Source organism: Vibrio sp. THAF64, from assembly GCF_009363455.1.
GTDB lineage: Bacteria > Pseudomonadota > Gammaproteobacteria > Enterobacterales > Vibrionaceae > Vibrio > Vibrio coralliilyticus.
In genome coordinates, this window is record NZ_CP045356.1 from 889,622 (window position 1) to 916,355 (window position 26,734).

Genomic DNA, 26,734 nt, shown 5'->3' on the forward strand with positions numbered 1-26,734 from the left:
GACATTATTAATAAACTCGCAGGCGTTTGTCGAGTATAGACAGAAAATTCGTGTCATGAATCCGTGTAAATTGACCAAGAGTTAACCAAAGGACAAAAAAAAAGCCAACCGCAATGAAGGCGATTGGCATATATATAGTGTGAACAAATTCATTCACTAACAACGTCAGTTGGCTAGGTGACCCTCGGCTTAATAAGGGTCAATCACATTAATGCATGTAGCGTGCCAACTTTAAAACCCATAAAACCACAATATTGATCCAACTTTTAGCCAATTTATTATATTGAATGTGCAAAATGAAAATTGCATTTTGCAAAAAAGTGCAATTCGATATTAAACAAGTATCTTATCAACTAGTTTATCAATGCACTATTTTCATACTTTTTTTACGTTATTGTCGATATACTCCCACTACCTGAACTGAATCGCTGTATCGAATGAATTATCTATCCACTTTCTGTAAAGGCTTAGCCATGGGCGCGGCCGACGTTGTACCAGGAGTTTCTGGTGGCACCATCGCCTTCATCACAGGCATCTATGACACATTGTTGGAAAGCATCCGACGCATTAATCCAAGCCTGATTGGTGTATTGAAACGCGATGGCGTTAAAGCTGCGTTTAACCATATCAACGGCTTCTTTCTTATCGCCTTATTCGGGGGCGTTCTCACCAGCATTGCAACACTAGCTAAGCTGATTTCGTGGTTGCTAGTGACACACCCTATTCCGTTATGGTCTTTTTTCTTTGGTCTGATTCTGGTTTCCGTTTTCCATATACTGAAACAAATAGAAAAAAGAACCTTCAGTCGCCTTATCTTCCTATTACTTGGGGTCGGGTTTGCTTACAGCATTACCATCCTCAAACCCCTTCAAATGGATCCGACCAGCATTAATGTCATGTTTGCTGGAGCGATCGCCATTTGTGCGATGATCTTACCCGGTATCTCTGGCAGTTTTATCCTGCTGCTCATTGGTATGTACAGCCCTGTACTTGGCGCAGTCAAATCATTGGATATCACCATTCTGCTGTTATTCCTCACGGGCTGTGTCATTGGTTTACTGAGCTTTTCCCACGTCTTATCCTGGCTCCTAAAACGATTCAGAGACATCACTCTTATCTTCCTGACTGGCCTAATGATTGGCACATTACCAAAGATCTGGCCTTGGAAAGAAACGTTGACGTGGCGCACTAACTCAAGTGGTGAACAAGTCCCGTTGATTGAACGCAACCTATCACCGTTTGATTTTGAAGCCATCACCTCACAACCTGCTCAGATAGGCATCGCCATCGTTCTCATGTTGTGTGCCATTGCGCTGGTCCTCGGCTTGGAAAAATTTGCCGAAAATCGCGATATCTAATTGTTTTAAAAGCAGCCTGTTGGCTGCTTTTTTTCATCTCTGTATTCTCAACCTCATTCCAAAAACTCATAGCGGTCAACTTTTAATCGATTGCGCGTCTAAGCTTTGTTGTACAGGATAAGGCTAATGCGACCACCGAGTGACCTGTTATGTCTCACGTATTCCACCGACACTGTCATACACAACTACCTACTATCAGCCACGGCGAAGGTGTTTATCTTTATGATAAACATGGAAAAGCTTATCTAGATGCTTGTGGCGGCGCTGCAGTTTCTAATCTTGGCCATAGCCATCCGATGGTCAAACAAGCCATCGCTGAACAACTTAAGCGTATTCCTTTTGCTCACACCGGTTTTTTTACCAACGAGCCCTGTGAACAATTGGCCGATGCACTGTGTGCTTTGATGCCTTCGCAATTCAATCACGCTTACTTTGTCAGCGGAGGTTCTGAAGCCGTGGAGTCGGCGCTAAAAATGGCTCGACAGTATTTTGTTGAGCTAGGAAAACCAAGCAAGACTCAGTTCATTGCGCGTAAACAGAGTTACCACGGAAACACGCTAGGAGCACTTGCTGTCGGTGGAAATGAATGGCGTCGTGAGCCATTTCAGCCACTTCTCACAACTAGTCACCATATCGATCCTTGCTACGCCTACCGTTTACAACAACCACAAGAGTCAGAGCTGGACTATTCACTTCGCAGTGCCAATCAGCTTGAAGAAAAAATCCTCGAATTAGGCGCAGAAAACGTCATGGCGTTTGTCGCTGAACCTGTTGTTGGCGCGACTGCTGGCGCCGTGCCTGCGACAGAAGGCTACTTCAAACGAATTCGAGAGATTTGCGATCAATATGAAGTGTTGCTCATTTTGGATGAAGTCATGTGCGGAGTCGGTCGCAGCGGCAGTTTCTTTGCATTCGAGCAAGAGCAGATAGAACCCGATTTGGTCTGTATTGCGAAAGGACTGGGAGCGGGTTATCAACCTATCGGTGCCACCATCGCCAATGACCGGATTTACCAAGCCATTGCCGATGGCAGCGGCTTCTTCCAGCATGGTCACACCTTTATGGCGCACCCGATGGCATGTGCCTCTGCACTGGCCACAGTCGAAGCTATTCAACAACAATCTTTGTTGTCTGCGGTGCAATCTCACGGAGCAGAGCTTAAACAAGCCCTGTCGAGTGAGTTGGGCAACTTGCCTTACGTGGGCGATATTCGAGGCAAAGGACTCTTCCTTGGCATTGAACTCGTCAAGGATAAAGCAAGCAAAGCTCCGCTCAATATCGCCACAAAAGCCCACACTGCGGTTAAGTCTCAAGCAATGAAAAATGGCCTGATGTGTTACCCAATGTCCGGGACGATTGACGGAAAACAAGGTCATCACATTCTGTTAGCGCCACCTTTCATCATCGAACCAAGCCACATCGACGAGATTGTGGCTAAACTGAAAACCACATTGACTGAGGTGTCCGGAGCATGGATTTAGCAACAGTTGATGCTGGCCACCAGCAAACCAGCGCAATTATCGTGGCACCAAATGGAGCGCGTAAAACCAAGCGAGATCATCCCAATCTTCCAATGACCGAGGAAGAAATTATCTCTGAGGTCATTGCATGTCGTGATGCCGGCGCTGCAATGATTCATCTTCACTGTCGAGATGAACATGGTCAGCACAGCCTAGAGATCGAACCCAATCTCCAACTGTATGACAAGGTGAAACAGGCCGTCGGTGACAGCATTATCGTCCAGCTGACAACCGAAGCCGTAGGGATTTATAGTGCAGAGCAGCAAATAGCACTGACTAAAGCGGTCAAGCCCGAAGCCGCCTCATTCGCACTGCGTGAATTGATACCCGATGACAACCACATTGAGTCTGGAAAGGCCTTTTTCCACTGGGTCGCGGAACACGGAATCATCAGCCAAATCATTCTCTACGATCAAGATGATATTGACCGCTACTTCCGGTTTCGATCTCAGGGAATCTTGCCGACAATGAATCAACACGCTCTCATCGTTCTTGGCCGATACCATGACGAACAGCAATCCAGTCCGTGGGATTTAAAACAACTCGACTTGAGTCGGTTTGTTCAACAAAACGTCCACCTCGCAGTATGTGCGTTTGGAGATCGTGAGCAGGACTGCCTAATCAGTGCCATGCTACTCGGCCTCGATGTACGAGTTGGGTTTGAGAACAATCACCTTGATCCACAAGGAAATCCAGCCATTAATAATGCGGAACAAGTGAGAAACCTCAAAAAAATTAACAAATTATTAAACATTTGCATTCATGATGCTTATAGTTTCCGAAAGGCACTAAACAAAAACTGATTCGTGCCTCTGGTAAGTAAGATAGGATCGTTACACGCAATAAAAAGGAATTATTATGACATTGCTAAAAAACGTACTGACTGCCGCCTCAGCAACTGCACTTTTAGGCGCCACTTTTTACGCTTCGGCTGCTGACAGATTTGTAACCATTGGTACTGGTGGTGTAACAGGCGTTTACTACCCAACAGGCGGTGCTATTTGCCGTTTGGTAAACAAGACGAAAAAAGAACACGGCATTCGTTGTTCTGTTGAGTCTACCGGTGGTTCCATCTACAACATCAACACGATTCGTGCGGGTGAACTGGACTTAGGTATCGCACAGTCTGACTGGCAATATCACGGCTACAACGGAACAAGCAAGTTCTCTGAAGCGGGCCCATTCAAAGAGCTACGCGCTGTGTTCTCTGTTCACCCAGAACCGTTCACCGTTGTTGCTCGCGCCGATTCGGGCATCAAGAGCTTTGAAGACCTGAAAGGTAAACGTGTCAACATCGGTAACCCAGGTTCGGGGCAACGCGGCACAATGGAAGTTCTGATGGACCAGTATGGTTGGACAACTAAGGACTTTAAGCTGGCTTCAGAATTGAAAGCAGCTGAACAGTCGAAAGCATTGTGCGATAACAAAATTGACGCGATGGTTTATGTGGTAGGCCACCCAAGTGGTGCAATTCAGGAAGCCACCACGTCATGTGAAAGTAATATCGTTCAGGTAGCAAGTCCGCAAGTCGACAAGCTTCTGTCTGATGCCAGCTACTACCGTACTGCAACGGTTCCTGGTGGCATGTACAAGGGCAACCCTGATGATGTGCAAACATTTGGTGTTGGCGCAACGTTTGTCTCTTCTACTGCGGTACCGGAAGATGTGGTCTACAACATTGTGAAAGCGGTATTCGAAAACTTCGATAACTTCCGCAAGCTGCACCCTGCGTTCGCAAACCTGAAAAAAGAAGAGATGGTCAAAGACGGTCTGTCTGCACCTCTTCACCCAGGTGCACTGAAATACTACAAAGAAGTGGGACTGATTAAGTAACCACGTCATAAGTAACAAACCCGGCAAACGCCGGGTTTTTTATTTGCTTTCTTCGAGTTCGTCTCTGAGCCACTGGTGAAAGAGCTGAACTTTCCTTGAAGCCAAACGGTAATTCGGCACACTCAAGTAGTAGCCATAGCCACTTAGCATGGAGAGCCCAAGCAGATTACTCACCAGAGCCTTTTCCAACATTTCACTCGCCATAAAATCAGGCACCAAAGCCAGCCCTTTGCCCCGCTTCACCGCCTCCAGTGACAAGTAAAAATGTTCGTAGCCAACACCATAGTAGTTGAGCGACTCCGCGCACTGATGTTCTAACTTAAACAGCTCCCACAGCTGTGGTCTAGTAGTGTGAGGAATCAATGCATGCTGCGTTAAAACAGAATTGACGTCGCTACAGGTCGCAGATTGTTCACCAATCAAAAGCAGTTTTTCCTGACACAATAATTGACTGTGCTCGTAGTGCTGGGACAGTGGCAAGCAACGCAAGGCGATATCCGATTCACCCGCAAGTTTAAGCTGGGTATTCTCGCGAGTGCGAATTTTAACCTGAAGCTGTGGATGCAAACGGCGAAACTCTTCGATCTTAGGCAACAGCCATAAGCTGGCAAACGAAGGCGTCACATCAATAGTCAGTAACTCTTGCTGAGTGTCACTTTGAATCAAGCTGGCGGTTGCGTGTTGGATGATCTCTAGCGCTTCAATAACTTTGGGTAAATATTGCTTTCCAGCAGTCGTTAGTTCAATGCCATTCAACTGGCGCTCTAACAGTGGCTGACCAACCATTTGCTCCAGTATCGCTATCTGCTTACTAACAGCACCCTGAGTAACATAAAGCTCTTCTGCTGCTTTTGAAAAACTCTGATGATGAGCAACAGCGATAAAGGATCGCAGTGCTTTAATCGATGGAAGTTCGCTTCCTTTGAGCATAGGTGTGAATCTATTCCTTTAATTCATACATGCAGAATAAGAGGCGTGACGGGCAGTTGTAAAGGGAAGTATCGATCCAAAACAAAACAGCCTGTCGAGTGACAGGCTGTTGTAAGATTATAAGTTGTTCTTGCGGCTTGGCAGGAAGACCTCACCCAACATACAACGAACACTGCCACCACCGATTGACTCAATGGTCTGGACGTTGAATGGAAGAAGCTTACCGTGGCTCGACAGCTGGGCACGCTGTGCAGGTGAAAACGCATCGTACGCCGATTGCGACATTGCAATCACTTTATCACCATTGACCGTCTCAAGCTCCAAGATGTTGCCACAGAACTGGTTCATCTGTTCAAGGCTGATTGAAACAACCTGCTTATCTTTCGCAAGAGATTTGAGTACAAATCGACGCTCAAATTCAGGAATCACTTCATCGCAAATTACGCAGAAATGCTCGCCGATCGCCATCATTACATTGGTATGATAGATAGGCTTGCCCGATGGAAGTGCCGTCTGGAAAGAAACCACACGCTCGTAACCAATTCGCTCGGCGTAATCTTCCAACACTTCTCGATCACAACGTTGTGACAGCGCAGCATAAATGGTGCGATTGACATGATCAATCACCATCACACCGGTACTTTCTAGGTGGGCATTCTCTGCTAAGTAATCCGTCAGCGAATCTTCACTAGATACAGCTCGACCAGCAGCTTCTAGAGCTTCACGCAAAGCCTCAGGGCGAACTTCTTGTTGACGGTTCTCACACGCCATTGGGAACGTATAAAGAGCACCGTCAGCAGTGGTGCTAAACCAATTGTTTGGGAATACCGCATCTGGCGTTTCCACGTCTCCAAGCGGGTAATCAAATTCGACCACTTGAACGCCGACCTGACGCAGCTGACCGACCATTGTCTTGAACTCTTGCATCGCCTGTTTGCGAACTTGTTCAGTGGACTCAGTCACCTGATGTTGAAACTCATTGTCTCGAGCGGTTTCAGCATTAAACGCAAATTCCTTTGGTGGCACCATCACCACACAGTTAGCGTTTTGCACTGTAGAAACTGACTTTTCTAGTTGTGTTTGCTGTTTGAACATTGCGATAGACTCGTTATATCTCACTCACTTACGTTGAATTGTAGACATATTGTTAAAATAACAATTGCTGAATTCACCCATTTCAATAGATATATACCTTGCATTTTTACTGTGAATTTCGTATTTCTCAGTAAATTTTATGGTCGGCATGACTTTTAAAACTTATTGCCTGAATAATATGCAGCAGTTCGTATAACAAATGGTTGATATATGGTTACATTTCAAACATTAACGAGCTACCATATGACACAAGCGCAATTGCCATGTCTGGCTCTCTCCTGCGTTGTAATATTTAAGGCGAGATATGTTTAAGAAATTTGAAGGCTTTACGAAACCTTTTCCCGATGAAGAACCCTCTCAGCCACCGAGTGGGATCTTCGCTTTTTGTCGCTATTACACCCGTGGATTTGAGGTGCCTCTGATCCTGATGTCATTGATGGCCACTGTGGTTGCGATAGTGGAAGTATCGCTATTTGGTGCTATGGGTAACCTCGTTGACTGGCTATCAACCAGCAATCCAGAAACCTTCTGGCAGGAAAACCAATCAGAGCTGATGCTGTATGGCGGCTTGCTATTAATAGTCATGCCTATCTTGGTCGTTGCGTATTCTCTTTTGGTTCACCAAACGCTACTTGGCAACTACCCAATGTCTATTCGCTGGCTCGCGCACCGCTACCTGCTCAAACAGAGCCTGAACTTCTATCAGGATGATTTTGCAGGCCGCGTGGCGACGAAAGTGATGCAAACCTCTTTGGCCGTGCGTGAAACCGTGATGAAAACCATGGACGTATTCGTTTATGTGTCGGTTTACTTTACCGCGATTGTTGTTCTGTTGGCGCAGGCTGACTGGCGTCTAATGATCCCAATGGTGATCTGGCTGATGTGTTATGTCTGTATTCAGCTTTACTTCGTGCCGAAACTGAAGAAAGTGGCGTCAGAGCAAGCCGATGCACGTTCGACCATGACTGGTCGTATCGTCGACAGCTACACCAACATTGCTACAGTTAAGCTGTTTTCCCACAGCAAACGTGAAACGGTGTACGCAGAAAATGGTATGCGCGGCTTCCTAGATACCGTATACCGCCAGATGCGCTTAGTCACCGGTTTTGACGTTGCTGTTGAGATCACCAACTACCTATTGGTCTTCACTATCGGTGCGCTCTCTATTTATCTGTGGATGGACAATTCGATCAGCATCGGTGCCATCGCTATCGCAATCGCTCTAGCGCTGCGTATCAACGGCATGTCTATGTGGATCATGTGGGAAGTCGGTGCCCTATTTGAAAACATGGGTACCGTTGTCGATGGTATGAAAACGCTCTCCAAACCGATTGATATTCAGGACAAAGATAATGCTAAGCCTCTTGTGGTTGAGCAAGGTGGCATTGAATTTGATAATGTCAGCTTCCACTACGGCGATGAAAGCAAAGGTGTGATCAGTCATCTCAATCTCAATATTAAGCCGGGTGAAAAGGTTGGCTTAGTTGGACGCTCAGGTGCAGGTAAATCGACCTTGGTCAACTTGCTGCTGCGCTTCCATGATGTCGAAAGTGGCAGCATTAAGATTGATGGTCAGGTGATTTCTGATGTCACTCAGGACTCACTGCGCAGCAATATTGGTATGGTTACGCAAGATACATCCCTGCTTCACCGCTCTATTCGCGATAACATTCTTTATGGTAACCCTGATGCCACAGAAGATGACCTACTGCGCGCAACCAAACAGGCTCATGCTCATGAGTTTATCGAGTCACTCAATGACCCGTTTGGTAACAAAGGCTACGATGCTCAGGTGGGTGAGCGAGGCGTGAAGTTGTCTGGCGGTCAACGACAGCGTATCGCTATCTCACGTGTGCTGCTTAAAGATGCCCCTTTGCTTATCTTGGATGAAGCGACCTCTGCTCTGGATTCAGAAGTAGAAGCGGCCATTCAGGAGAGCCTCAATGAACTGATGCAAGGCAAAACGGTTATTGCGATTGCACACCGCCTATCAACCATTGCAGCTATGGATAGATTAATCGTGTTGGATAAAGGCCAGATTGTTGAACAAGGCACTCATCAAGAGTTGATTCAGAACGAAGGTATCTACGCTCAGCTCTGGGCCCATCAAACGGGCGGATTCATCGGCGATGAAAGCGAGCAGAAACAAACAGCCTGATCAAAGCGATCACCCAATACAAAAGCAGAGGTATTCCCTCTGCTTTTTTGTTTCCGATATTCAATCTCTACCAGCAATTGAGATATACTCGCGCCATTCCCATTCAATATTTTTCCACAAATCTAATGAATAAAAGCTTACTGACAAATTTGCTGGCACTAGCGCTATTGGCTGGTGGCTATCAGACAGGCAACCAAATTGCTTTTTACGCAGGCCTATTCGCTTTCTCTGGCGCAATCACTAACTGGTTGGCGATTCACATGCTGTTCGAGAAAGTACCCGGCTTATACGGTTCCGGCGTGATCCCTGCGCGTTTTGAAGAGTTTAAGGCCGCCATCAAGAACTTGATGATGGAACAGTTTTTTACAGCAGAGAACATTGATCGATTCCTCAACAAAGAAATGTCGGGCAAGACTCTCAATCTTGAGCCTGTACTAGAGAAAGTCGATTTCAATCCAACGTTTGATTCTCTGGTCAATGTCATTGCAAACTCTTCTTTTGGCAGCATGCTGGCCATGTTTGGCGGCGCGGAGGCCCTGCAACCGCTTAAAGAACCGTTTGTCGAAAAAATGCAGGAAGCGGTGGTAGAAATAAGCCAGAGTGATGCGGTTAAAGAAGCGCTTAAGGGTCAACTAGAATCACCAGCCATGATGGAAGAGATTCAGGCCAACATTGAAAACATTATTGACCAGCGCCTAAGTGAACTGACGCCAAAATTGGTCAAAGAAATCGTCCAGAAAATGATTAAAGAGCATTTAGGCTGGTTGGTAGTCTGGGGCGGCGTGTTTGGTGGTCTAATTGGTATCGCATCATCATTCATTGCCTAACGTAGAACTCAGCAATTGACGAAAAAGGGAAGCGAATGCTTCCCTTTTCTTGTTCTACAGTGTTGCTATCAAATCCGCATTCACACCAAAGCTGGTTTTATGCTCTTCAATCACCACTTCACTTCGCGTCTGGATCACACCTGGCAGTGTCCCGAGCTTAGTCGACATAAAGCTCTGATAAGCTTTCATATCTTTAACTCGTACTTTGATCATGGTATCGAAATCGCCGGATAACGAATAGCACTCTTCGATCTCTGGCATGTCTTCCACTGCTTTGGCGAACTTTTCAAAGATAGAGAAACTGGTTTGATCAAGGCGAATATGGATGAAAACCTGAACGTCTAAGCCTAGCTTTTCAGGATTCAGCTCTGCATGATAGCCCTTAATGTAACCCTCTTTTTCCAATCGTTTGACGCGATCAGAACACGGGGATGTAGTCAGGTTCACTCGCTTAGCAAGCTCGACGACAGGAAGACGCCCTTTAAGGTTTAGGGTGCGAAGGATTTCACGGTCAATTCTATCTAAGTCCATTTAACGCTCTGATTAGATGTCTTTCTTTATGCTTATCATAATCGAAACGAGTCAACGAAACCTAATAAAGGAACCGACTTAGAAGAAATTTTATTGAGAGGAATGGAAACTTAAGCGGCTTCAACGTTCGAGAGCTCACGCTCTTCGACTAAGTCTGCCTGAGTGTTGCACACTCGACAAAACGTCTGCTTTTCCATTTTTACATAGTGTGCGCCCTGAAAGAGGGTCGCAAAGAAACACGCCAAACTCTTTTTCACCGAGTCATGCTCTTCTTGGCATCGCTTCATAACAACTTTGTGGGCAGTCACTTTTTGGCAGCAATGGCAATATACCTGAGGCATTTTCTCTCTCCGTGAGCGATGGCGTTATTGATAGTGGACATATTAGTAAGGCCTTAGTTCCAATTGCTCAAATTTTCATTTTCAATTTGTGAACCAAGTTCAATTATTAACCAACTTTATTAAAAAAGCCCCGAATATCGGGGCTTTATGTTTCGTCAGCTTACCGCTTATTCAAGCTCAGTAAGCTGTTTTTCAAACTTAGCGTGCTGTGCTTTCACGGATTCTTCTGGTTCACCTGTCATCAAGCTCACAACTACAATTGCGATAGTAGAGAAGATGATTCCCGGAACGATTTCGTAAACATCGAACCAACCACCCGTTAGCTGCTTCCATACCACGATAGTCACACCACCAATCACGATACCTGCAAGCGCACCGTTGCGGTTCATACGAGACCAGTACAAGCTAAGCACCAATGCTGGACCAAATGCAGCACCAAAGCCTGCCCAAGCGTAAGACACTAGGCCAAGAACTGAACTGTCTGGCGTCATCGCTAGGATTAGCGCCACGATAGAGATAGCCACTACCGCAATACGGCCAACCATAACAATCTCTTCAGACGTAGCGTCTTTCTTCACAAGCTGCTTGTAGAAATCTTCTGCCAATGCTGAAGAAGAAACCAAAAGCTGTGAGTCCGCAGTACTCATGATTGCCGCCAAGATCGCCGCAAGAAGAACACCAGCAACCACAGGGTGGAAGATAGAGTTCACCAGTAGCATGAAGATCTTCTCGCCGTCATCAATGGATACGCCAGAGTTGGTCACGTAAATCAGACCAACCAGACCAACCAGCATCGCGCCAACCATAGACAGTGCGGTCCAAATCACAGCGATACGGCGAGCCGTGGTCAAATCTTTGTTGCTACGCGCTGCTTTGAAACGAGCCAGAATGTGTGGCTGACCAAAGTAACCTAGGCCCCACGCAACCAAAGAGATGATCGCAATCGCTGACAGCGGCTCACCTTTAGTATCATTCCACAATGTCAAAAGCTGAGGGTTGATGTTAGTTAGATCAGTGCTTAGTTGACCAAAACCACCTTCCATCGCTGCAATAGGCACAATCATTAGTGCCGCTGCCATCAGAAGGCCTTGTACAAGGTCAGTCCAAGATACCGCTAAGAAACCACCAAACAATGTGTAAGAAACCACACAAACAGTACCAATAATAACTGCTGTGGTGTAATCCAATCCGAATACCGTTTCAAACAGTTTTCCGCCCGCTACCAGACCTGAGCTGGTGTAGAAAAGGAAGAATAAAAGGATAAAGAAAGCAGAGATAACCTGAATCAGTTTCGAATTGTCGTTAAAGCGACGTGACAAGAACTCAGGCAGAGTCAGAGCATCTGTCGTAATACTGTATGTACGTAGACGTTTTGCACTGATTAGCCAGTTCAGCCAAGTACCAACTAGCAGACCACCAGCCAACCAGAAAGCCTCAATACCCGCTGCATACGCATAGCCAGGCAAGCCAAGTAGCAACCAGCCACTCATGTCAGATGCACCCGCTGACAGCGCCGCAGGCCAAGGGCCCAATGAACGGCCACCTAAGAAGTAATCAGTCGAGTTTTTCGTTCGTTGATAAGCAATAACGCCTATCGCCAACATCAGAATAAGATACGCAATAAACGTGGTCGTAATAGCAAAGCTATTTTCCATGTGTTTGTCCTCTATTAAGATCGCCTTCCATGAACGCCCTCACTTACACTGAGTGAGGGCTCTCTGAGAAAGGATTAGTGGGCCTCACTCCCAAGTTCTAACAAGGTCGCGTTGCCGCCCACTGCTGTTATATTTATTGTTCTCGTTCGCTCTGTGATAAAGCGAAGCGATAGATGTGGATCATGCGCTACCGGAATAGTCGCAACATCCGTCTCCGAAACTAGGCCAACAATAGCACCTGTACGCTTCGACAATTGGCGGTTGATTGTTTGTTCAACCTCTTGATTCCCTATGTATCCGACACTACGTACATCTGACTCCAGCAGCTGATGATAAGCATCAAGAGAGGCAAATTGTAATAGGTTCATAGGTAAGGAAGACTGCGTGTAGGCAGCTTCCAGATTTTGAGTAAGTTGTGTGTCATCACTACACAAGATGACACTGTTACCCGCAACTAACGCAGCAGTCACCTGTGCAATCGTTGCTTGTTGTGCTGACTCTGAAGATTCATCTTGAATAATCAGTGCCACACCTCGACCTGCGGTATACAGTTCGTTTGTTTCTCCAGTAGGGCCTACCAGTTGATGCGTTTCAGCTAATAGCGCTGACGCATGTTCCATGTGGTATGCCACAACAGAAGCTAAATTCGGCTGTACTGATTGCAGAGCCTGTTTAAAAGCCAGTAAACACTCGCTTTTTGAGTCAAAGTTAGTCAGATTCCAGTTTTCCCACGCTGAAAAAGCATCAGAAAAACGAGTTACTTGATGAACCATAATCTTTCTCCTTGCCTACAGATTAAGAAAACGAAGTTTGTGTAAAGCGGAATAGGTAGTGCGGACCGCCAGCTTTTGGACCAGTACCAGAAAGGCCCTGACCACCAAACGGTTGCACGCCAACAACCGCACCCACCTGATCACGGTTGATGTAGCAGTTACCCACACGTGCGTGTTTTTCAATCCAGCGGTAAGTGGTTTCGTTGCGGCTATGAATCCCCATAGTCAAACCAAAACCTGTGCTGTTAATGCGATCAACAATCTGGTGAAGTTCGTTCGCTTTAAAGCGGACAATGTGCAGAATCGGACCAAACTGTTCTTCTTCAAGACAAGAAATATCACGAATTTCAAAGGCACTTGGTGCAACGAAATCACCGTGTTGATGTTCTTCACCCAAAGTAAGCTCAGCCACTTTCTTTTCCGTCGCGGTCATACGCTCAATATGCTTAACCAGTTTGGTTTTTGCTGTCGTATCGATAACCGGCCCCACATCAGTGGAATGAAGATAAGGAAGACCGACACTCAGTTCCTGCATCGCACCTTGAATCAGTGCAACGATGCGATCGGCAATGTCTTCCTGAACATAAAGTACGCGCAGAGCACTACAACGTTGGCCTGCTGATGCAAACGCAGAACGAATAACATCGCGCACAACCTGTTCAGGTAGTGCCGTACTGTCCACAATCATTGCGTTTTGACCGCCAGTTTCTGCGATGAAAGGCACAGGTGCCGCATCACGAGACGCCAATGTTTGATTGATTCGTTGCGCTGTTGCCGTTGAACCCGTAAAGGCAACACCAGCAATGGCAGAGTGAGAAGTTAACGCAGAACCAATTTCAGCACCGCGACCTGGCAGCAATTGAATCGTACCTGCTGGGAAGCCTGCTTCATTCATCAACTCGACGGCACGTGCAGCAATCAAACTGGTTTGCTCAGCCGGCTTCGCAACCACAGTGTTACCTGCGACTAAAGCGGCTGTAATCTGACCGAGGAAAATCGCCAGTGGGAAGTTCCAAGGGCTGATACACACAAACACACCGCGACCTTGACGAGACACTGTACGTGCCTGCCCATCAAAACCGTTTAAGTGAATCTCGCCTAAAGCATCGACCTGCTTAGCGTAGTAGCGACAGAAGTCCACGGCTTCACGAACTTCATCAATGCTATCGTGAATAGTTTTACCCGCTTCCTGATGACACAGAGCAACAAGTTCAGCAAGATTGGCTTCCAGTAGCTCAGCCAATTTGTCCAGCATAGCGGCTCTCTGAGCTTTATCGCTGGTCTGCCATTTGGCAAACGCTTGCTGTGCACCATCGATGGCAGCGGAAACATGATCAAGAGTCGCGAAGGCAACCTGACCCACTTCAATGCGGCGGTCGTAAGGCGCTGTTACAGCTTCAACATTGATGTTTTCCTTGATCATGCTTTCGGCATGAGCTTGACCATTGATGATCGGACCCGCCTGCCACTGATTCTTCAGGAAGCTTTCGACAGAGTGCTCAAATGGTTTGGCTTCTGATTCAATATCAACGTTGACACCATATGAGTTTTGACGCTCAGGGAAGACCTGTGGTGGCAGTGGTATCTTAGCGTTGTTCAAGGTATCGAACGCTTTTAGCATATCGACTGGGTGCTGAGTCAAAGTCTCTACCGGGCAGCGAGCATCAACTAAGCGGTGTACAAATGAACTGTTTGCACCGTTTTCTAGAAGGCGACGAACCAAATACGGCAATAGATCTTTGTGGCTGCCGACTGGTGCGTAGATACGCACAGATTGCTGATAAGCTTCCATCGCGTGGTTGTACAGGGAATCACCCATACCGTGCAAGCGCTGGAATTCGTAATCTTTGTGCTCAGCCATGACTGCAATAGACGTCACCGTCTGAGCGTTGTGGCTCGCAAATTGGGGGAAGATGTTACCACGAACATTCTCAGAAAGTAGGAATCGCGCACACGCTAGATAAGCAACATCCGTCGCTTCTTTGCGCGTGTAAACTGGATAGTTATCGTAGCCAGCTTGTTGAGACCATTTGATTTCACTATCCCAGTATGCACCTTTAACCAGACGCAGTGGGATCAAATCGCCCTGCTCTTTTGCCAGACCGTTAATCCAAACCAGCACAGGCAGTGCGCGTTTTGAATAAGCCTGAATAACCAGGCCAAACTTACCCCAGCCTTTCACTAAGTCGCTGCGATACACTTTCTCGAACAATTTCAGTGAAAGCTCAAGACGATCGGCTTCTTCCGCATCGATTGTGATAGCAACATCCAACTCAACAGCTCGGCGAAGAAGCTGCATAAGAGTATCAGCCAATTCAGTTAGAACACGCTCTTCGTTCGCCACTTCGTAGCGTGGGTGCAAGGCTGACAGCTTGATAGACACTGAAGGCGCAGGGCTAGTGTCTAAGCCATATTTGTCACGACCAACCGCTTCAATCGCCATCAGGTAATCTTTGAAATATTTATTCGCATCTGCTGTCGTCAGCGCGGCTTCACCCAACATATCGTAGGAGTACGTAAAGCCTTTATCACGCATGGTGCGACCGTTTTTCTGCGCTTCGGCGATACTACGTCCAAGAACAAACTGGTGGCCCATCACTTTCATCGCCTGGTGCATCGCTTTGCGGATAACAGGCTCTGACATCTTGTTAACTAGGCGGTTAACCGCAGAAACAGGGCTTTGTGACTCAGCTTCTGACAAGCCAACCACTTTACCGGTCAGCATTAGGCCCCAAGTCGAGGCATTCACGAATACAGAATCAGAGTTCTTTAGGTGAGATTTCCAATCGGCAACACTCAGCTTATCTCGAATCAATGCATCGGCCGTCGCTGAATCAGGAATACGCATCAAAGCTTCTGCCAGACACATCAATAAGATACCTTCTTGAGTATCTAGACTGTATTCAAGCAACAAGGCGTCAATCATCTGGATTGATTTCTTATCAGCACGAATCGATTCGATTAGCTGGGTGGTCTTGTCGCTAATTTGTGCTTTTTCAGCATCAGTAGGGATTGCCAGAGGCAACAGTTGTTCAAGCCATTGGGATTCGTCCACCATGTAAAGTGGCGAGATCAATGACCATAACTTATCAAGCGGCTGCTCGACAAACTCGGCATTCAACACATCAGTTGCTGTAAACATGCGTTTTCCTCAATCTCAACCTGACAATTTCATCAGGATTCTTACAATGGCTTGCAGTGTATTTTGAGCGGGAGAGGATTACTTGTCAAAAACTCCGAGTTTTTTGCTAAAAACTCTGATTATTAACAAAACAAAAACAGAGTCACATGCATATAAGCAAAATAATATATGGTTAATCTTTTCTTATTTAACCAAATTGTTTCTTGTATTGAGATGGAGACATGCCTTGAAGACGAGAAAAGGTATGAGTAAAAGCACTTTGGCCGGAGAAGCCCGTCAGCTCTGCTACTTGACCTAATGAAAGGTGGCCTTTTTCAATCAATGACTTGGCCATATCTATCCGCTTACCCAACACGTATTGGTGAGGTGTAATGCCCATCTGTTCTTTGAACAAGTTGTGAAACTGACTCTCACCAAGAAACACGCTACCTGCTAACTGAGCAACGGATATCTTCTGACTAAGATGTTGTTCAATGTATCTGTCGATGGCTTCAAGGTCGAAGCGTGAATCTTTACGGGATGTTGCAAAGTTCGACATATGACGCTGCATCAAAGCAATCACAGTGTCATTACAAGCCCGGCTGAGAAGCAAGTCCTCTGGGCTAGACTGCATTTCTGCAACGAGCATTTGTATCAGCTTTTGAATTTGTCCATCGAGTTGGAAATAGGTATCACGCTGGTTGAGTTCGTTGAGTTTTTGCAGCATTAACGGGTCATCGCCTGATGGCGCGGGCATGTTCAACACCAGAATATCGGATTGTCCGACTACACCGCCAAACGCATGACCAGAGCCAGACGTAACCACACAGCCTTGACCAGGCCCAACTAAATTACCAAACCCACTTACTTCAAATTCCGCCTGCCCTTTCAATCCAATCACAATTTGGGTATAGCTGTGATCGTGGCAGTCCATATAAGACGGCAGTGTCACTAGCTCTGCGGGCTTGGGTGACAAAAGTTTGGCATGTTCACCAATCAATTGTGTGTACTTAGATGCTGTCATGGCACAATTTGTGATCTCGAATGGCACTAGAGTCGCATGTTATACCAAAATCCCTTCAATTCGAAATTTATCGATTAATATGCAATTGGGTACAGTATCACATTATTGAAGAGTGAAAAAAGTACCGAACATAGGTTAAAAAGCACACTTTCAACCGCTCCGGAAGAATGATCAAGTGCACATAAATTACGGTATATGTCACTTCTAGCAACTTTTCTTTTTGAAGATGCCCAATCTTCACTTGCATATTTCCCCAATCAACTCAAAATGATAGATAGCATCCAAGTTTTATATACTTAAGTTAGATTAATCTGATTAATCTGTTAAAAAGAAAGATGCTAGGTTAAAAGAAAACTTGGGAGAGGCAGGGAAACAAGGACTGTCAAAAGTTTGTCTTTTTTTGGTTTTTACGTTGGTAAAATGAAACGTTAATTGTTGCAGGGAAATATGATAACACGTCGCATCCCAGCGCTTTTACTTGCGCTAAGCCCTATGTGGGTATCGACTTCGGTTTTTGCGGAAACGGCAACCTCTGCCGATCCTGTCGCAACTATCGATGGAAAGTTAGAGAACAAACAAAGTGAACTACAGACACTTGGAGCTGAGTTTGAACAAGAATCTGAGCGTTTACAGCAGCTAAGGGCTGAGCTGACCAAGTACCAGCGTGAAGAGCAAGAGCTAAACGCCAAACGTAACCGTGCCAAGTCTGCACTGGACAAGCAATATAACCGCCTTCTAGACGATCCAGATGTTGACCTGCTTTCTTTCCAGCAGGAGTATCAACAAGCTTGGGCTTCGGTTAAAGAGAACCAAAGTCAGATTCTGGAACAGGAACAAACCATTACCGAACAGGAAATGCGTTTGTCGCAAATCAAACAGAAACGCTCTCGCATTAACTCAGAGTTATCTTACCTAAAAGAGCAGAAAGTCGAAGCGCGAGTGAAGCGTCTTGACGCTGAATTGCGCGAAAGCGATGTGCTCAACACAGCATTTAAGACCACTTGTTCTGCTACCATGACACTTGGTGAATGTACCAATCAAGGTAAATACCTAACTAAGCAGCGCGCTGTAAACACGTTCAAAGCGAAACTGCTTGATGGTTTAACTGAAGCCAATCTGGCTAAGCAGAACCTTAAAGGTGTGCAGCTGAATGTGTTTGTTCAGGAAAGCCAAATCATCCGCTCTGGTTTTGAAGGTAACAACAGCTACTACACTGAAATGCAGGCGCAACTTCAGGCGCGTCCAGAAGCCTCTGCAGCTTGTAAGCTATTGAACGTGTCATCTCGTTACTGCCTAAACGGCACCGAAGTTGTCAAGAAAGAACAAGGCAACAAAGAGAAGAGTTGGGCAAACATTACCATTCGTTCAGATCAGTACGAAGATCGTGTCACCATTAACGGTGTCAACTACGGCAGCACACCAGTTGAAGTTGTGTTACCAAGAGGCAAACACCAGTTTACTGTGTCGAAAGATGGCTACCAAACCTATAACCGTACAATTCCAGTCAATGGCAACGATACAGTATGGGTGAAGTTGCGCCCAGATTCAGATATTTAACCCACTTCTCTTTTTGGAAAGAGGGGAATTGCACAAAATTGACCTAAAACGCCGTTTTGTCGTAAGTTATCGCTTTATAACTTAAGACAAAATGGCGTTTTCGTTTAGAATAAGCCCATTAGATAGAAAAGAATTGTAGATATAGATAATGCGAACTGGTTTACCAACGCTTCTTCTTGCTTTATCACCATGCTTCATCACAGCTAATGTTGCGGCACAGGATACTCGTGATCCTATTGTCGAAATTGATCAGCAGTTATTTGATAGGCATGGAGAGCTGAAAGCGGCAACTCAAGCTCGGGATGAGCAAAAAGCGACGTATGAGCAACAGCAACAATCTGTCTCTGAATTAACCAAGCTGGCCAAATCGCTTGATGAGGCACTGACCGAGGCAAAAACACGCCTTGAAAGTGATTACTCACGGATGATTGAAGACCCGAACATCGATCTCGCCGCTACTCAGAAAGCCTACCAAGATGCCTGGTCAAAGGTAAAACAAAACCAGAAAGAACGCCTATCAGAAGAACAGCAACTGCAAGAGCTTAAACACCAGCTTGATCTCGCGAACAATGAAGTTGAATCGATTGAGCAAGGCATTGATGCTCTCGACCAGAATAAGTTGCGTGCACGCGCCGAGCGCCTTCAAGAGGAACTTCAGCAAGCTCACTCCTTATCTGTGAGTTTCACAAATCGTTGTCAGGCAGATATGACTATTGCCCAGTGTGATCGCCAGACTCGCGATCTTGCATTGCAGAAGGCGGTTAAGCAATTCCAGTCAGAACTTGTAGCAGGTACCAGTGAGCCTCAAGTGGTGAAACTGCATGCCAATAAGGTTCCCTTCAACATTCACGTTTTGCGCTCAAAAGCGAAAGAATCTGGCTTCTATGATGGTGTTCGTTACCGCAGCTTAATGGACGTTGAGATGCAAGCCAGACCAACCCAAAGCGCAGCTTGTACACTATTGGGCATCGATAAGAAATACTGCTTCGAACCGGAAGCACTGAGCGATAAAGATCAGTTTGTTAGCAATAAAGAAGTGGCTTGGGTCACTTTGAATATCCGTTCTAACCTTTACGATGATAACGTTGAGATCAACGGCGTAAACTATGGCAGTACTCCTGTCGAAGTCATGTTACCCGTTGGGCCGCATATGATTACCGTCCAGAAAGAAGGCTACCGCTCTTTCCATCGTGAGCTGACCGTCAGACGTGATCAAAATCTTCGTGCTGTTCTGGTCGAAAAAGAGAACCCATTGCGTGAAGGTGACAAGTTCGCAGACTCACTGGGCTCTGGTTATCAAGGCCCTGAGTTGTCCACTATTCTATCAGGCCAGTACATTCTTGGTGAACATGGCTCAAAGCAACTTCAGTTGAAACACCCATTCGGCTTTGGTACTACTCCTATTACCGTTGGTCAGTTTAAAACGTTCGTTGACGCCACTAACTACCAGACTGACGCGGAGCTTAAGAACACCTGTACCGCTATTGTAAAAGGCGAAGTAACACCTATCTCGAAAGGCTACTGGCGTAACCCTGGCTTTAAACAAGCAGCAAACTCTCCTGTGGTTTGTGTTAGCAGAAACGATGCTCAAGCCTACGTAAACTGGTTAAGCACAAAAACCAAACATACCTATCGTCTACCAAGTGAGGATGAATGGGAGATCGCCGCAAGAGCAGGCGCGGAAACCAACTATTGGTGGGGTGACAGTTTTATCCCCAATCAAGCCAACACGGGTTGGGGAGGAACGCCTTGGTCAAACAAGAGTACCTCTCCAGTCAATGCGTTCAAACCAAACCGTTTAGGTATTTACGATACTGTGGGTAACATCTGGCAATGGACCAGTGACTCTCGCGGTCTGCTAAAAGGTGGCGCATGGAACTTTTCACCAGACATGGCAGCGGCTCATCAGCAGCTTTCGCTATCAAGTTCGTCTGCTGCAAACTATGTCGGATTCCGTGTCGTAAGAGACATCAATTAAATAAACAATACACATAATGGTTTAGGGGGGATTTCCCCCCTTTTTTGTACGTCATTTCCACGTAGAATTTCCCCTGAGCTCACCCAACAATGGGCTCAGTATCGATTGATACGTCTATGCTCAGTTCCTCGTACTGAGTGCATAGAACCTCTTCTACACGTCGACAAGAATTATTCTTGTGTTTGCCAGCCATCCTGTCGATAGCTGGCTTTTTTTCGTTCGATACTTGTCGATTTACCGCAAAAATTCTTATTTTTAAAGCCCTTACAGCAAATCTGGGATGGATTGACAGATTACTCATCTGATATCATAACCGGAGTACTGTAAAAGGTAGACATCGCTTTGGAACCGCACCTAATTTCTTTATTCAACCAACTCCCTGGCTACTGGGGATGCAAAGACCTCAATTCCGTTTTCGCTTACGCTAACCACTCTTATGCCAAGCTCATTGGCTTTGAACTGCCAGAGGATTGTATCGGTCTCACCGATCATCAGATGCCTAGCCCAACCACTAAGTGTGCCAGTGACTTTCAGGAGCAAGATAGGTTCGTGATTGAGACTAAACAGTCAATTAAGGTACTGGATGTTCACCCCTACCCTGACGGCAGTTGGCGCACACACATTTTCAGTAAGTCCCCTTGGTATGACTCTCAAGGAAACGTTCAGGGCACTATCTTCTATGGTCAAGAGCTGACTGATACCGCAGTGTTGGAGGTCGGTCATTGGATTTGTCGGGCGACGGGTTTACACAGTGAAGAGCGAATCTCGTTGAATCAATTGTCGCCGCAAAACCATCAAATCAAGCTGACAACAAGAGAGTCAGAAGTATTATTTTTGTTGCTGTACGGTAAGAAGCCGAAATACATAGCCGATGTCATGAACATCTCGACTAAAACGCTGGAAAACTACGTGTTGCACCTAAGAGGGAAATTTGGTGCCCACAGTAAAGCACAACTGATTGATATGGCTCTGGATGCAGGATTTGGCTCGCACATCCCTCAAACCCTGCTGAGAACACAGCTTTCAGTGGTATTGAGTAATGAATACGCCGCATAGCACGGCGTATTCAACGTATGTCTTGTAAGCGGCTAACCTATGGTGCTAAACGGTCAATCTGCCACTCGTTATCTGACTTGGAGAATAAAAAGCGGTCATGAAGGCGGTGATCGCCACCCTGCCAAAACTCAATGCTTTCAGGTTTAATACGAAATCCTCCCCAGAAGCTAGGAACAGGAATCTCGCCCTGTGCAAACTTTTGCTTTAGCTCGAGAAACTTACCTTCCAGTACGCCGCGTGTAGAAATACGGCTACTTTGTCTACTTGCAATCGCCGCCAGTTGGCTTTCTTTTGGACGTGAGGAGAAGTACTTAATATTTTCTGCAACACTCAGTTTTTCAGCCACACCCGTAATATGCACCTGACGCTCCAATGGATGCCATGGGAAATGAAGGCTAACTCGTGAGTTAACTTCAATTTGCTGCGCTTTGCGGCTACCTAAGTTGGTATAGAAGACAAACCCCTGTGTATCGACATACTTCAGCAACACGATTCGCTGGAAAGGCTGACCGTTTTCGTCTACCGTCGCCACTGTCATTGCGGTTGGGTCAGTAAGTTTAGCGTCAATCGCTTGCTGCAACCATAGATTGAATTGATCTACTGGGTTGGTTTTTAGGTCTTTCCTACGCAAACCACCTTTACTGTATTCACGGCGGATATCTTCGAGTTCCATCTTCTCTCCTGCGAAATTTTTTTGCCGATTGTGCGCTCATATATACATGAACACAAGCTCATGTACCAGATTGTCTCGGGAGATTTGATGCACGTAAAGCGCTATCTATCGGTAGAAAGCAAGTTATCAAGAAAAATCGCCGTATATACTTAGTACAACTGATTGATTGTTTTCTATTATTTAAGTGTTTGATATGGCACACCGTTCTAACGACTACAGCTTAACATTTATCATTTTGGATAATAGAATCAATCAAATACGTAGAAGTAACAAGGATCATCAATGGGTCAAGACAATTACAACAAGCTCGCTAACAATGAGCTTGAGTATGTAGATGACAAAACAGCAGCGCTCTTGCTCAATACGCCAAGCAGCGCGAGAATTATGCTGTGGGTGATGGTTTTGTTTTTTATCCTTGCTGGGGCATGGGCGTCTTGGGCTCAGATCGATAAAGTTACCGTTGGGCAAGGGAAGGTTGTGCCTTCTTCTCAAATACAAGTAGTACAAAACCTTGAAGGCGGCCTAGTTAAAGAAATCCTCGTTCGTGAAGGTCAAATCGTTCAGAAAGGTCAGCAACTACTTTTGATCGATGATACCCGCTTTCGCTCAGATTTTCGTGAACGCGAACAGCAAGTGGCAAACCTGACGGCCAGTGTTCTGCAGCTATCAGCGTCTATCACCAGCGTGAGTGTGAATGAAGACTTCAGTGAAAAATCTTGGCAGCAAAGTGTTCAACTCGACTTCAGTAAACTGGCATTTCCACCTGAACTTGAAGAACGTCAACCAAAACTCGTCGCTCGCCAGCGCGCTGAGTATCGTCAAGACTTAAATAACCTGCGTAACCAAATCTCAGTGATCGATCAACAAGTTAAACAGAAGCAGCAAGACCTCGTCGAAATTCAGGCTAGGGTAAGCAACTTACGTGAAAGCTACAATTTTGCCCGTAAAGAGCTGGAAATCACCAAACCACTCGCTGATGAAGGTGTTGTTCCACGTATTGAGTTGCTTAAATTACAACGTCAAGTTAATGATACCCGCCGGGAGATGACTTCGAGTGAACTGAAGGTTCCCGTCTTAAGATCCTCTATCAAAGAATCCATGCTCAGCCGGATAGATGCCGCACAAAAATTCCGCTCTGAGCAACAAGAAAAGCTTAACGAAGCACAGGACAAGCTATCAGCCCTAACCGAATCAACAGTAGGGCTTGAAGACAGAGTAAATCGAACTGTGGTCGTATCCCCCGTTACCGGAACAGTAAAAACACTGAATGTGAATACCGTCGGTGGTGTTATCCAACCGGGCATGGATATCGTTGAGATTGTCCCAAGTGAAGATACTCTGTTGGTCGAAGCAAAAATTGCCCCACAGGATATTGCCTTCCTACGCCCTGAATTGCATGCCATCGTTAAGTTCAGTGCATATGATTTCACCAAATACGGGGGTTTGGAAGGAACGTTAGAGCACATCAGTGCTGATACCACGACAGACGAAGAAGGCAATAGCTTTTATCTGGTTAGAGTGCGAACTAAAGAAACCAGCCTGAACAACGATACCTCTTTACCCATCATTCCTGGGATGACCGCTTCTGTCGATATCATCACAGGCAAACGCACGGTAATGGAATACTTACTTAAACCAATTTTGGGCGCCAAAAACAACGCACTAAAGGAATAAAGATGCGAACAACTGAGACTGCAAGTAAGGTCAGAGTATAGCCAACATGAAATACTGGCTCGCAGCTCTATTTATTATTTTAGCTTCCACAGCTTCACAGGCGCTCAATACTCAAGAGCAGCGCTGGGTCGAGGCTGTGCGTAATACTTATGGTGATCGAGCAGGCAAACGTGTCGAAACATGGCGTCGTGAAATGGAACAGTTTAAGGGGCTTTCGGAAAGACAAAAGCTCACTGAAGTCAATAGCTTCTTTAACCAGCTGAACTTTGTCAACGATGACCGTTTATGGGGAAAGAAAGACTACTGGGCTACTCCGTTGGAATTTCTCGGCAGTAATGCCGGCGATTGCGAAGATTTTACCATCGCAAAGTATTTCTCTCTCCTTGAGCTGGGCGTCTCAGATAAAAAACTGCGTTTGGTATACGTTAAAGCTATCACGCTTAACCAGTTTCACATGGTGCTCGCATATTACTCTAAGCCCAGTGCGGAACCGATTCTGCTCGATAATATCGACCCAGAGATAAAAAAAGCCTCCAAACGCAGGGACTTACTACCGATTTACAGCTTCAACGGTAAAAACCTATGGCTGATGAAATCAAAACAAGGACAACTGGCAGGAAAATCATCCAGACTTAGTCTATGGAATGATCTTCGTGCACGAGAAAAATCACTCAAACTCAACAAACCAATAGTGAATTACGATGAGTAGGCAATATGACTTTATATAAACAGCTTGTCGCGGGAATGATTGCTGTATTTTTGATGCTGATGGCTTCGGTCTTCATCATCGAATTTAACACCACGCGCAATAACTTAGTGCAGCAGCAGCGCTCTGAAGTGAATAACACCATCAACACAGTCGGTCTTGCTTTGGCTCCATATCTGGAGAACAAGGATCAGGTCGCCGTTGAATCCGTCATTAATGCCCTGTTTGATGGCAGCAGTTATTCAGTCGTTCGACTGATTTTCCTCGATAATGGTGAGGAAATTCTTCGTTCGTACCCCGTCAAGCCACTGGATGTGCCAGATTGGTTTACCAAACTGCACCTGTTTGAGAAAATTCACGAGCGCCGAGTCGTTACTAGCGGATGGATGCAACTGGCAGAAGTTGAGATTGTCAGCCACACTGGGGATGCCTACACCCAGCTGTGGAACGCATTTGAGCGCCTAGTTATCGCGTTCAGTCTGATTTTCACTATCGGACTCTTATCAATTGCCTTCATTCTTAAGCGCGCCCTTCGTCCTCTTCAGCTCATCGTTGAAAAAATGGAGCAAGTGGCACGTAATCACTTTGGTGAACCACTCCCAAGACCGAGCACGAAAGATCTTATTTATGTCGTTGACGGCATTAACAGCATGTCTGCTCAAGTAGAACAATCCTTTAAGGCGCAAGCAAAAGAAGCACAGCAACTACGTGAGCGTGCCTACATTGATCCAGTATCAGGGCTTGGAAACCGCGCTTACTATATGAGTCAGCTTAACTCGTGGCTTGGTGAAGGCGGTATCGGCGGTGTTGCAATCCTCGAAGCAAGCTTCATCAACGAGCTTTATGAAGAGAAAGGTTACGAAGCTGGTGATGGAATGGTACGTGAGTTGGCTGACCATCTTAAAATCTCTCTCACGTCTCCAGATGTGACGCTGGCTCGAATCTCCTCCGCAGAATTCGGTTTCATCCTGCCAAATATGGATGAAGTGGACCTTAAACTGGTTTCCGATAGCATCGTAACTTATGTTCAGGACATCAACGCCGATCCGACAGGCATGGCTACCTCCAACCTATCACTGGGTGTTGTATACAGTGAAACAACTAAGAACCCATCTGAAATTTTGACCATGCTAGATAACGCACTGGCAACGGCTAAGTCTGATCCGGAAATTACCTATGGCTACGTCACGGGTGATAACTCTGAAAATCTGATGGGTAAACAGCAATGGAAAACGTTGGTTGAGGAAGCCATCAGTAACGATTGGTTCCAGTTCCGATTCCAAGCTGCCAATGACGAAGGTGGAAGAACTTATCACCGAGAAGTCTTTTCTGCGATTGAGAAAAATGGCGAACGCTTCAGTGCTAACCAATACCTGTTTGCCTTAGAACAGCTCAATGCCAGCCACCTGTTTGATGAATACGTTATCAAGTCCATTGTCGAACGCCTTGAGAAAGGGGAATTTTCTGAACCAATTGCCATCAACATTTCGCAAAGCAGTATTGCCCAGCCAAGCTTTATCCGCTGGATCACTCAGATGTTGAATCGCCATAAGTCCGTTGCCGATAAGCTACATTTCGAAGTTCCCGAAAGCTGCTTTGTCAATACACCGCACCATACAGCTTTATTCTGTAATGCGGTTCGTGGTGCAGGTGCGGATTTTGGTGTCGATAACTACGGACGTAACTTCCAATCGCTGGATTACATTAACGAATTCCGCCCGGCTTACGTCAAACTGGATTACCTATACACGCACCATCTGGATGATGAGAAGCAGAAATTTACCCTGACTTCTATCTCACGTACCGCACATAACCTTGGTATTAAAACCATTGCGTCCCGAGTTGAGACACAAATCCAGTTGGATTTCTTGTCTGAACACTTTATTGATGTCTTCCAAGGCTTCATTGTCGATAAGTAAAAAGG

The 26,734-nt window shown here is 45.9% G+C and carries 21 protein-coding genes; 12 read left to right on the forward strand and 9 right to left on the reverse strand.

Annotated features, from left to right (window positions below):
* Positions 1-437: 437 nt before the first annotated feature.
* The 4 genes from FIU99_RS20500 to FIU99_RS20515 all read left to right on the forward strand — a co-directional run bounded on the left by FIU99_RS20500 (position 438) and on the right by FIU99_RS20515 (position 4,711).
* Positions 438-1,358, forward strand: coding sequence for a DUF368 domain-containing protein (locus FIU99_RS20500; RefSeq protein WP_039951879.1), 921 nt, complete (start codon positions 438-440; stop codon positions 1,356-1,358).
* A gap of 149 nt (positions 1,359-1,507) precedes the next feature.
* On the forward strand, positions 1,508-2,839 hold the full coding sequence (locus tag FIU99_RS20505; protein ID WP_006960218.1) for an aspartate aminotransferase family protein: 1,332 nt from the start codon (positions 1,508-1,510) through the stop codon (positions 2,837-2,839).
* On the forward strand, positions 2,830-3,681 hold the full coding sequence (locus FIU99_RS20510) for a 3-keto-5-aminohexanoate cleavage protein (RefSeq protein WP_006960217.1): 852 nt from the start codon (positions 2,830-2,832) through the stop codon (positions 3,679-3,681). The genes FIU99_RS20505 and FIU99_RS20510 overlap by 10 nt, the downstream gene beginning before the upstream one ends.
* 55 nt (positions 3,682-3,736) lie before the next feature.
* A complete protein-coding gene (locus tag FIU99_RS20515) occupies positions 3,737-4,711 on the forward strand; it encodes a TAXI family TRAP transporter solute-binding subunit (protein ID WP_006960216.1) in 975 nt (324 codons plus the stop codon).
* A 39-nt stretch (positions 4,712-4,750) separates the two neighbouring features.
* Here FIU99_RS20515 and FIU99_RS20520 read toward each other — a convergent pair whose 3' ends face one another.
* Together FIU99_RS20520 and FIU99_RS20525 are read right to left on the reverse strand one after the other, a co-directional pair.
* A complete protein-coding gene (locus tag FIU99_RS20520; protein WP_006960215.1) occupies positions 4,751-5,641 on the reverse strand; it encodes a LysR family transcriptional regulator in 891 nt (296 codons plus the stop codon).
* Between the two features lie 117 nt (positions 5,642-5,758).
* On the reverse strand, positions 5,759-6,736 hold the full coding sequence (locus tag FIU99_RS20525) for an arginine deiminase-related protein (RefSeq protein ID WP_006960214.1): 978 nt from the start codon (positions 6,734-6,736) through the stop codon (positions 5,759-5,761).
* Positions 6,737-7,040: 304 nt separating this feature from the next.
* On the opposite strand from FIU99_RS20525, the gene FIU99_RS20530 reads away from it, so the two are divergent.
* Together FIU99_RS20530 and FIU99_RS20535 are read left to right on the forward strand one after the other, a co-directional pair.
* The gene (locus tag FIU99_RS20530) at positions 7,041-8,894 is read left to right on the forward strand and encodes an ABC transporter ATP-binding protein (RefSeq protein WP_006960213.1); all 1,854 of its coding nucleotides are present in this window, start codon (positions 7,041-7,043) and stop codon (positions 8,892-8,894) included.
* A 125-nt stretch (positions 8,895-9,019) separates the two neighbouring features.
* Complete coding sequence (locus FIU99_RS20535) at positions 9,020-9,721, forward strand: DUF445 domain-containing protein (RefSeq protein ID WP_006960212.1); 702 nt, start codon at positions 9,020-9,022, stop codon at positions 9,719-9,721.
* Between the two features lie 54 nt (positions 9,722-9,775).
* On the opposite strand, the gene FIU99_RS20540 is transcribed toward FIU99_RS20535, so the two are convergent.
* From FIU99_RS20540 to FIU99_RS20565, 6 genes are all read right to left on the reverse strand, one after another.
* Positions 9,776-10,252 carry an Lrp/AsnC family transcriptional regulator gene (locus FIU99_RS20540; protein ID WP_006960211.1) on the reverse strand — a complete coding sequence of 159 codons (477 nt, stop codon included), beginning with the start codon at positions 10,250-10,252 and terminating at the stop codon, positions 9,776-9,778.
* A gap of 110 nt (positions 10,253-10,362) precedes the next feature.
* A complete protein-coding gene (locus FIU99_RS20545) occupies positions 10,363-10,593 on the reverse strand; it encodes a hypothetical protein (protein WP_006960210.1) in 231 nt (76 codons plus the stop codon).
* Between the two features lie 167 nt (positions 10,594-10,760).
* Positions 10,761-12,248, reverse strand: coding sequence for a sodium/proline symporter PutP (putP, locus tag FIU99_RS20550; protein ID WP_006960209.1), 1,488 nt, complete (start codon positions 12,246-12,248; stop codon positions 10,761-10,763).
* 74 nt (positions 12,249-12,322) lie between these two features.
* The gene (locus tag FIU99_RS20555; RefSeq protein ID WP_006960208.1) at positions 12,323-13,021 is read right to left on the reverse strand and encodes a hypothetical protein; all 699 of its coding nucleotides are present in this window, start codon (positions 13,019-13,021) and stop codon (positions 12,323-12,325) included.
* A gap of 22 nt (positions 13,022-13,043) precedes the next feature.
* A complete protein-coding gene (gene putA / locus FIU99_RS20560; RefSeq protein ID WP_006960207.1) occupies positions 13,044-16,163 on the reverse strand; it encodes a bifunctional proline dehydrogenase/L-glutamate gamma-semialdehyde dehydrogenase PutA in 3,120 nt (1,039 codons plus the stop codon).
* Between the two features lie 187 nt (positions 16,164-16,350).
* Positions 16,351-17,166 carry an AraC family transcriptional regulator gene (locus FIU99_RS20565; RefSeq protein WP_006960206.1) on the reverse strand — a complete coding sequence of 272 codons (816 nt, stop codon included), beginning with the start codon at positions 17,164-17,166 and terminating at the stop codon, positions 16,351-16,353.
* A gap of 447 nt (positions 17,167-17,613) precedes the next feature.
* On the opposite strand from FIU99_RS20565, the gene FIU99_RS20570 reads away from it, so the two are divergent.
* The 3 genes from FIU99_RS20570 to FIU99_RS20580 all read left to right on the forward strand — a co-directional run bounded on the left by FIU99_RS20570 (position 17,614) and on the right by FIU99_RS20580 (position 21,757).
* Positions 17,614-18,723 carry a PEGA domain-containing protein gene (locus tag FIU99_RS20570; RefSeq protein WP_006960205.1) on the forward strand — a complete coding sequence of 370 codons (1,110 nt, stop codon included), beginning with the start codon at positions 17,614-17,616 and terminating at the stop codon, positions 18,721-18,723.
* Between the two features lie 148 nt (positions 18,724-18,871).
* On the forward strand, positions 18,872-20,701 hold the full coding sequence (locus tag FIU99_RS20575) for an SUMF1/EgtB/PvdO family nonheme iron enzyme (RefSeq protein ID WP_006960204.1): 1,830 nt from the start codon (positions 18,872-18,874) through the stop codon (positions 20,699-20,701).
* A gap of 342 nt (positions 20,702-21,043) precedes the next feature.
* A complete protein-coding gene (locus tag FIU99_RS20580; protein WP_006960203.1) occupies positions 21,044-21,757 on the forward strand; it encodes a helix-turn-helix transcriptional regulator in 714 nt (237 codons plus the stop codon).
* Between the two features lie 37 nt (positions 21,758-21,794).
* Here the strand turns inward: FIU99_RS20580 and pdxH are convergent, their stop codons facing one another.
* The gene (pdxH, locus tag FIU99_RS20585) at positions 21,795-22,430 is read right to left on the reverse strand and encodes a pyridoxamine 5'-phosphate oxidase (protein ID WP_006960202.1); all 636 of its coding nucleotides are present in this window, start codon (positions 22,428-22,430) and stop codon (positions 21,795-21,797) included.
* A gap of 282 nt (positions 22,431-22,712) precedes the next feature.
* On the opposite strand from pdxH, the gene FIU99_RS20590 reads away from it, so the two are divergent.
* From FIU99_RS20590 to FIU99_RS20600, 3 genes are read left to right on the forward strand one after another with little or no spacing between them, the layout of a single operon-like run.
* Positions 22,713-24,104, forward strand: a complete 1,392-nt coding sequence (locus tag FIU99_RS20590; RefSeq protein WP_006960201.1) for an HlyD family type I secretion periplasmic adaptor subunit — start codon at positions 22,713-22,715, stop codon at positions 24,102-24,104.
* Positions 24,105-24,150: 46 nt separating this feature from the next.
* On the forward strand, positions 24,151-24,813 hold the full coding sequence (locus FIU99_RS20595; RefSeq protein ID WP_006960200.1) for a transglutaminase-like cysteine peptidase: 663 nt from the start codon (positions 24,151-24,153) through the stop codon (positions 24,811-24,813).
* 5 nt (positions 24,814-24,818) lie between these two features.
* Positions 24,819-26,729 carry an EAL domain-containing protein gene (locus FIU99_RS20600; protein ID WP_006960199.1) on the forward strand — a complete coding sequence of 637 codons (1,911 nt, stop codon included), beginning with the start codon at positions 24,819-24,821 and terminating at the stop codon, positions 26,727-26,729.
* Positions 26,730-26,734: the final 5 nt, after the last annotated feature.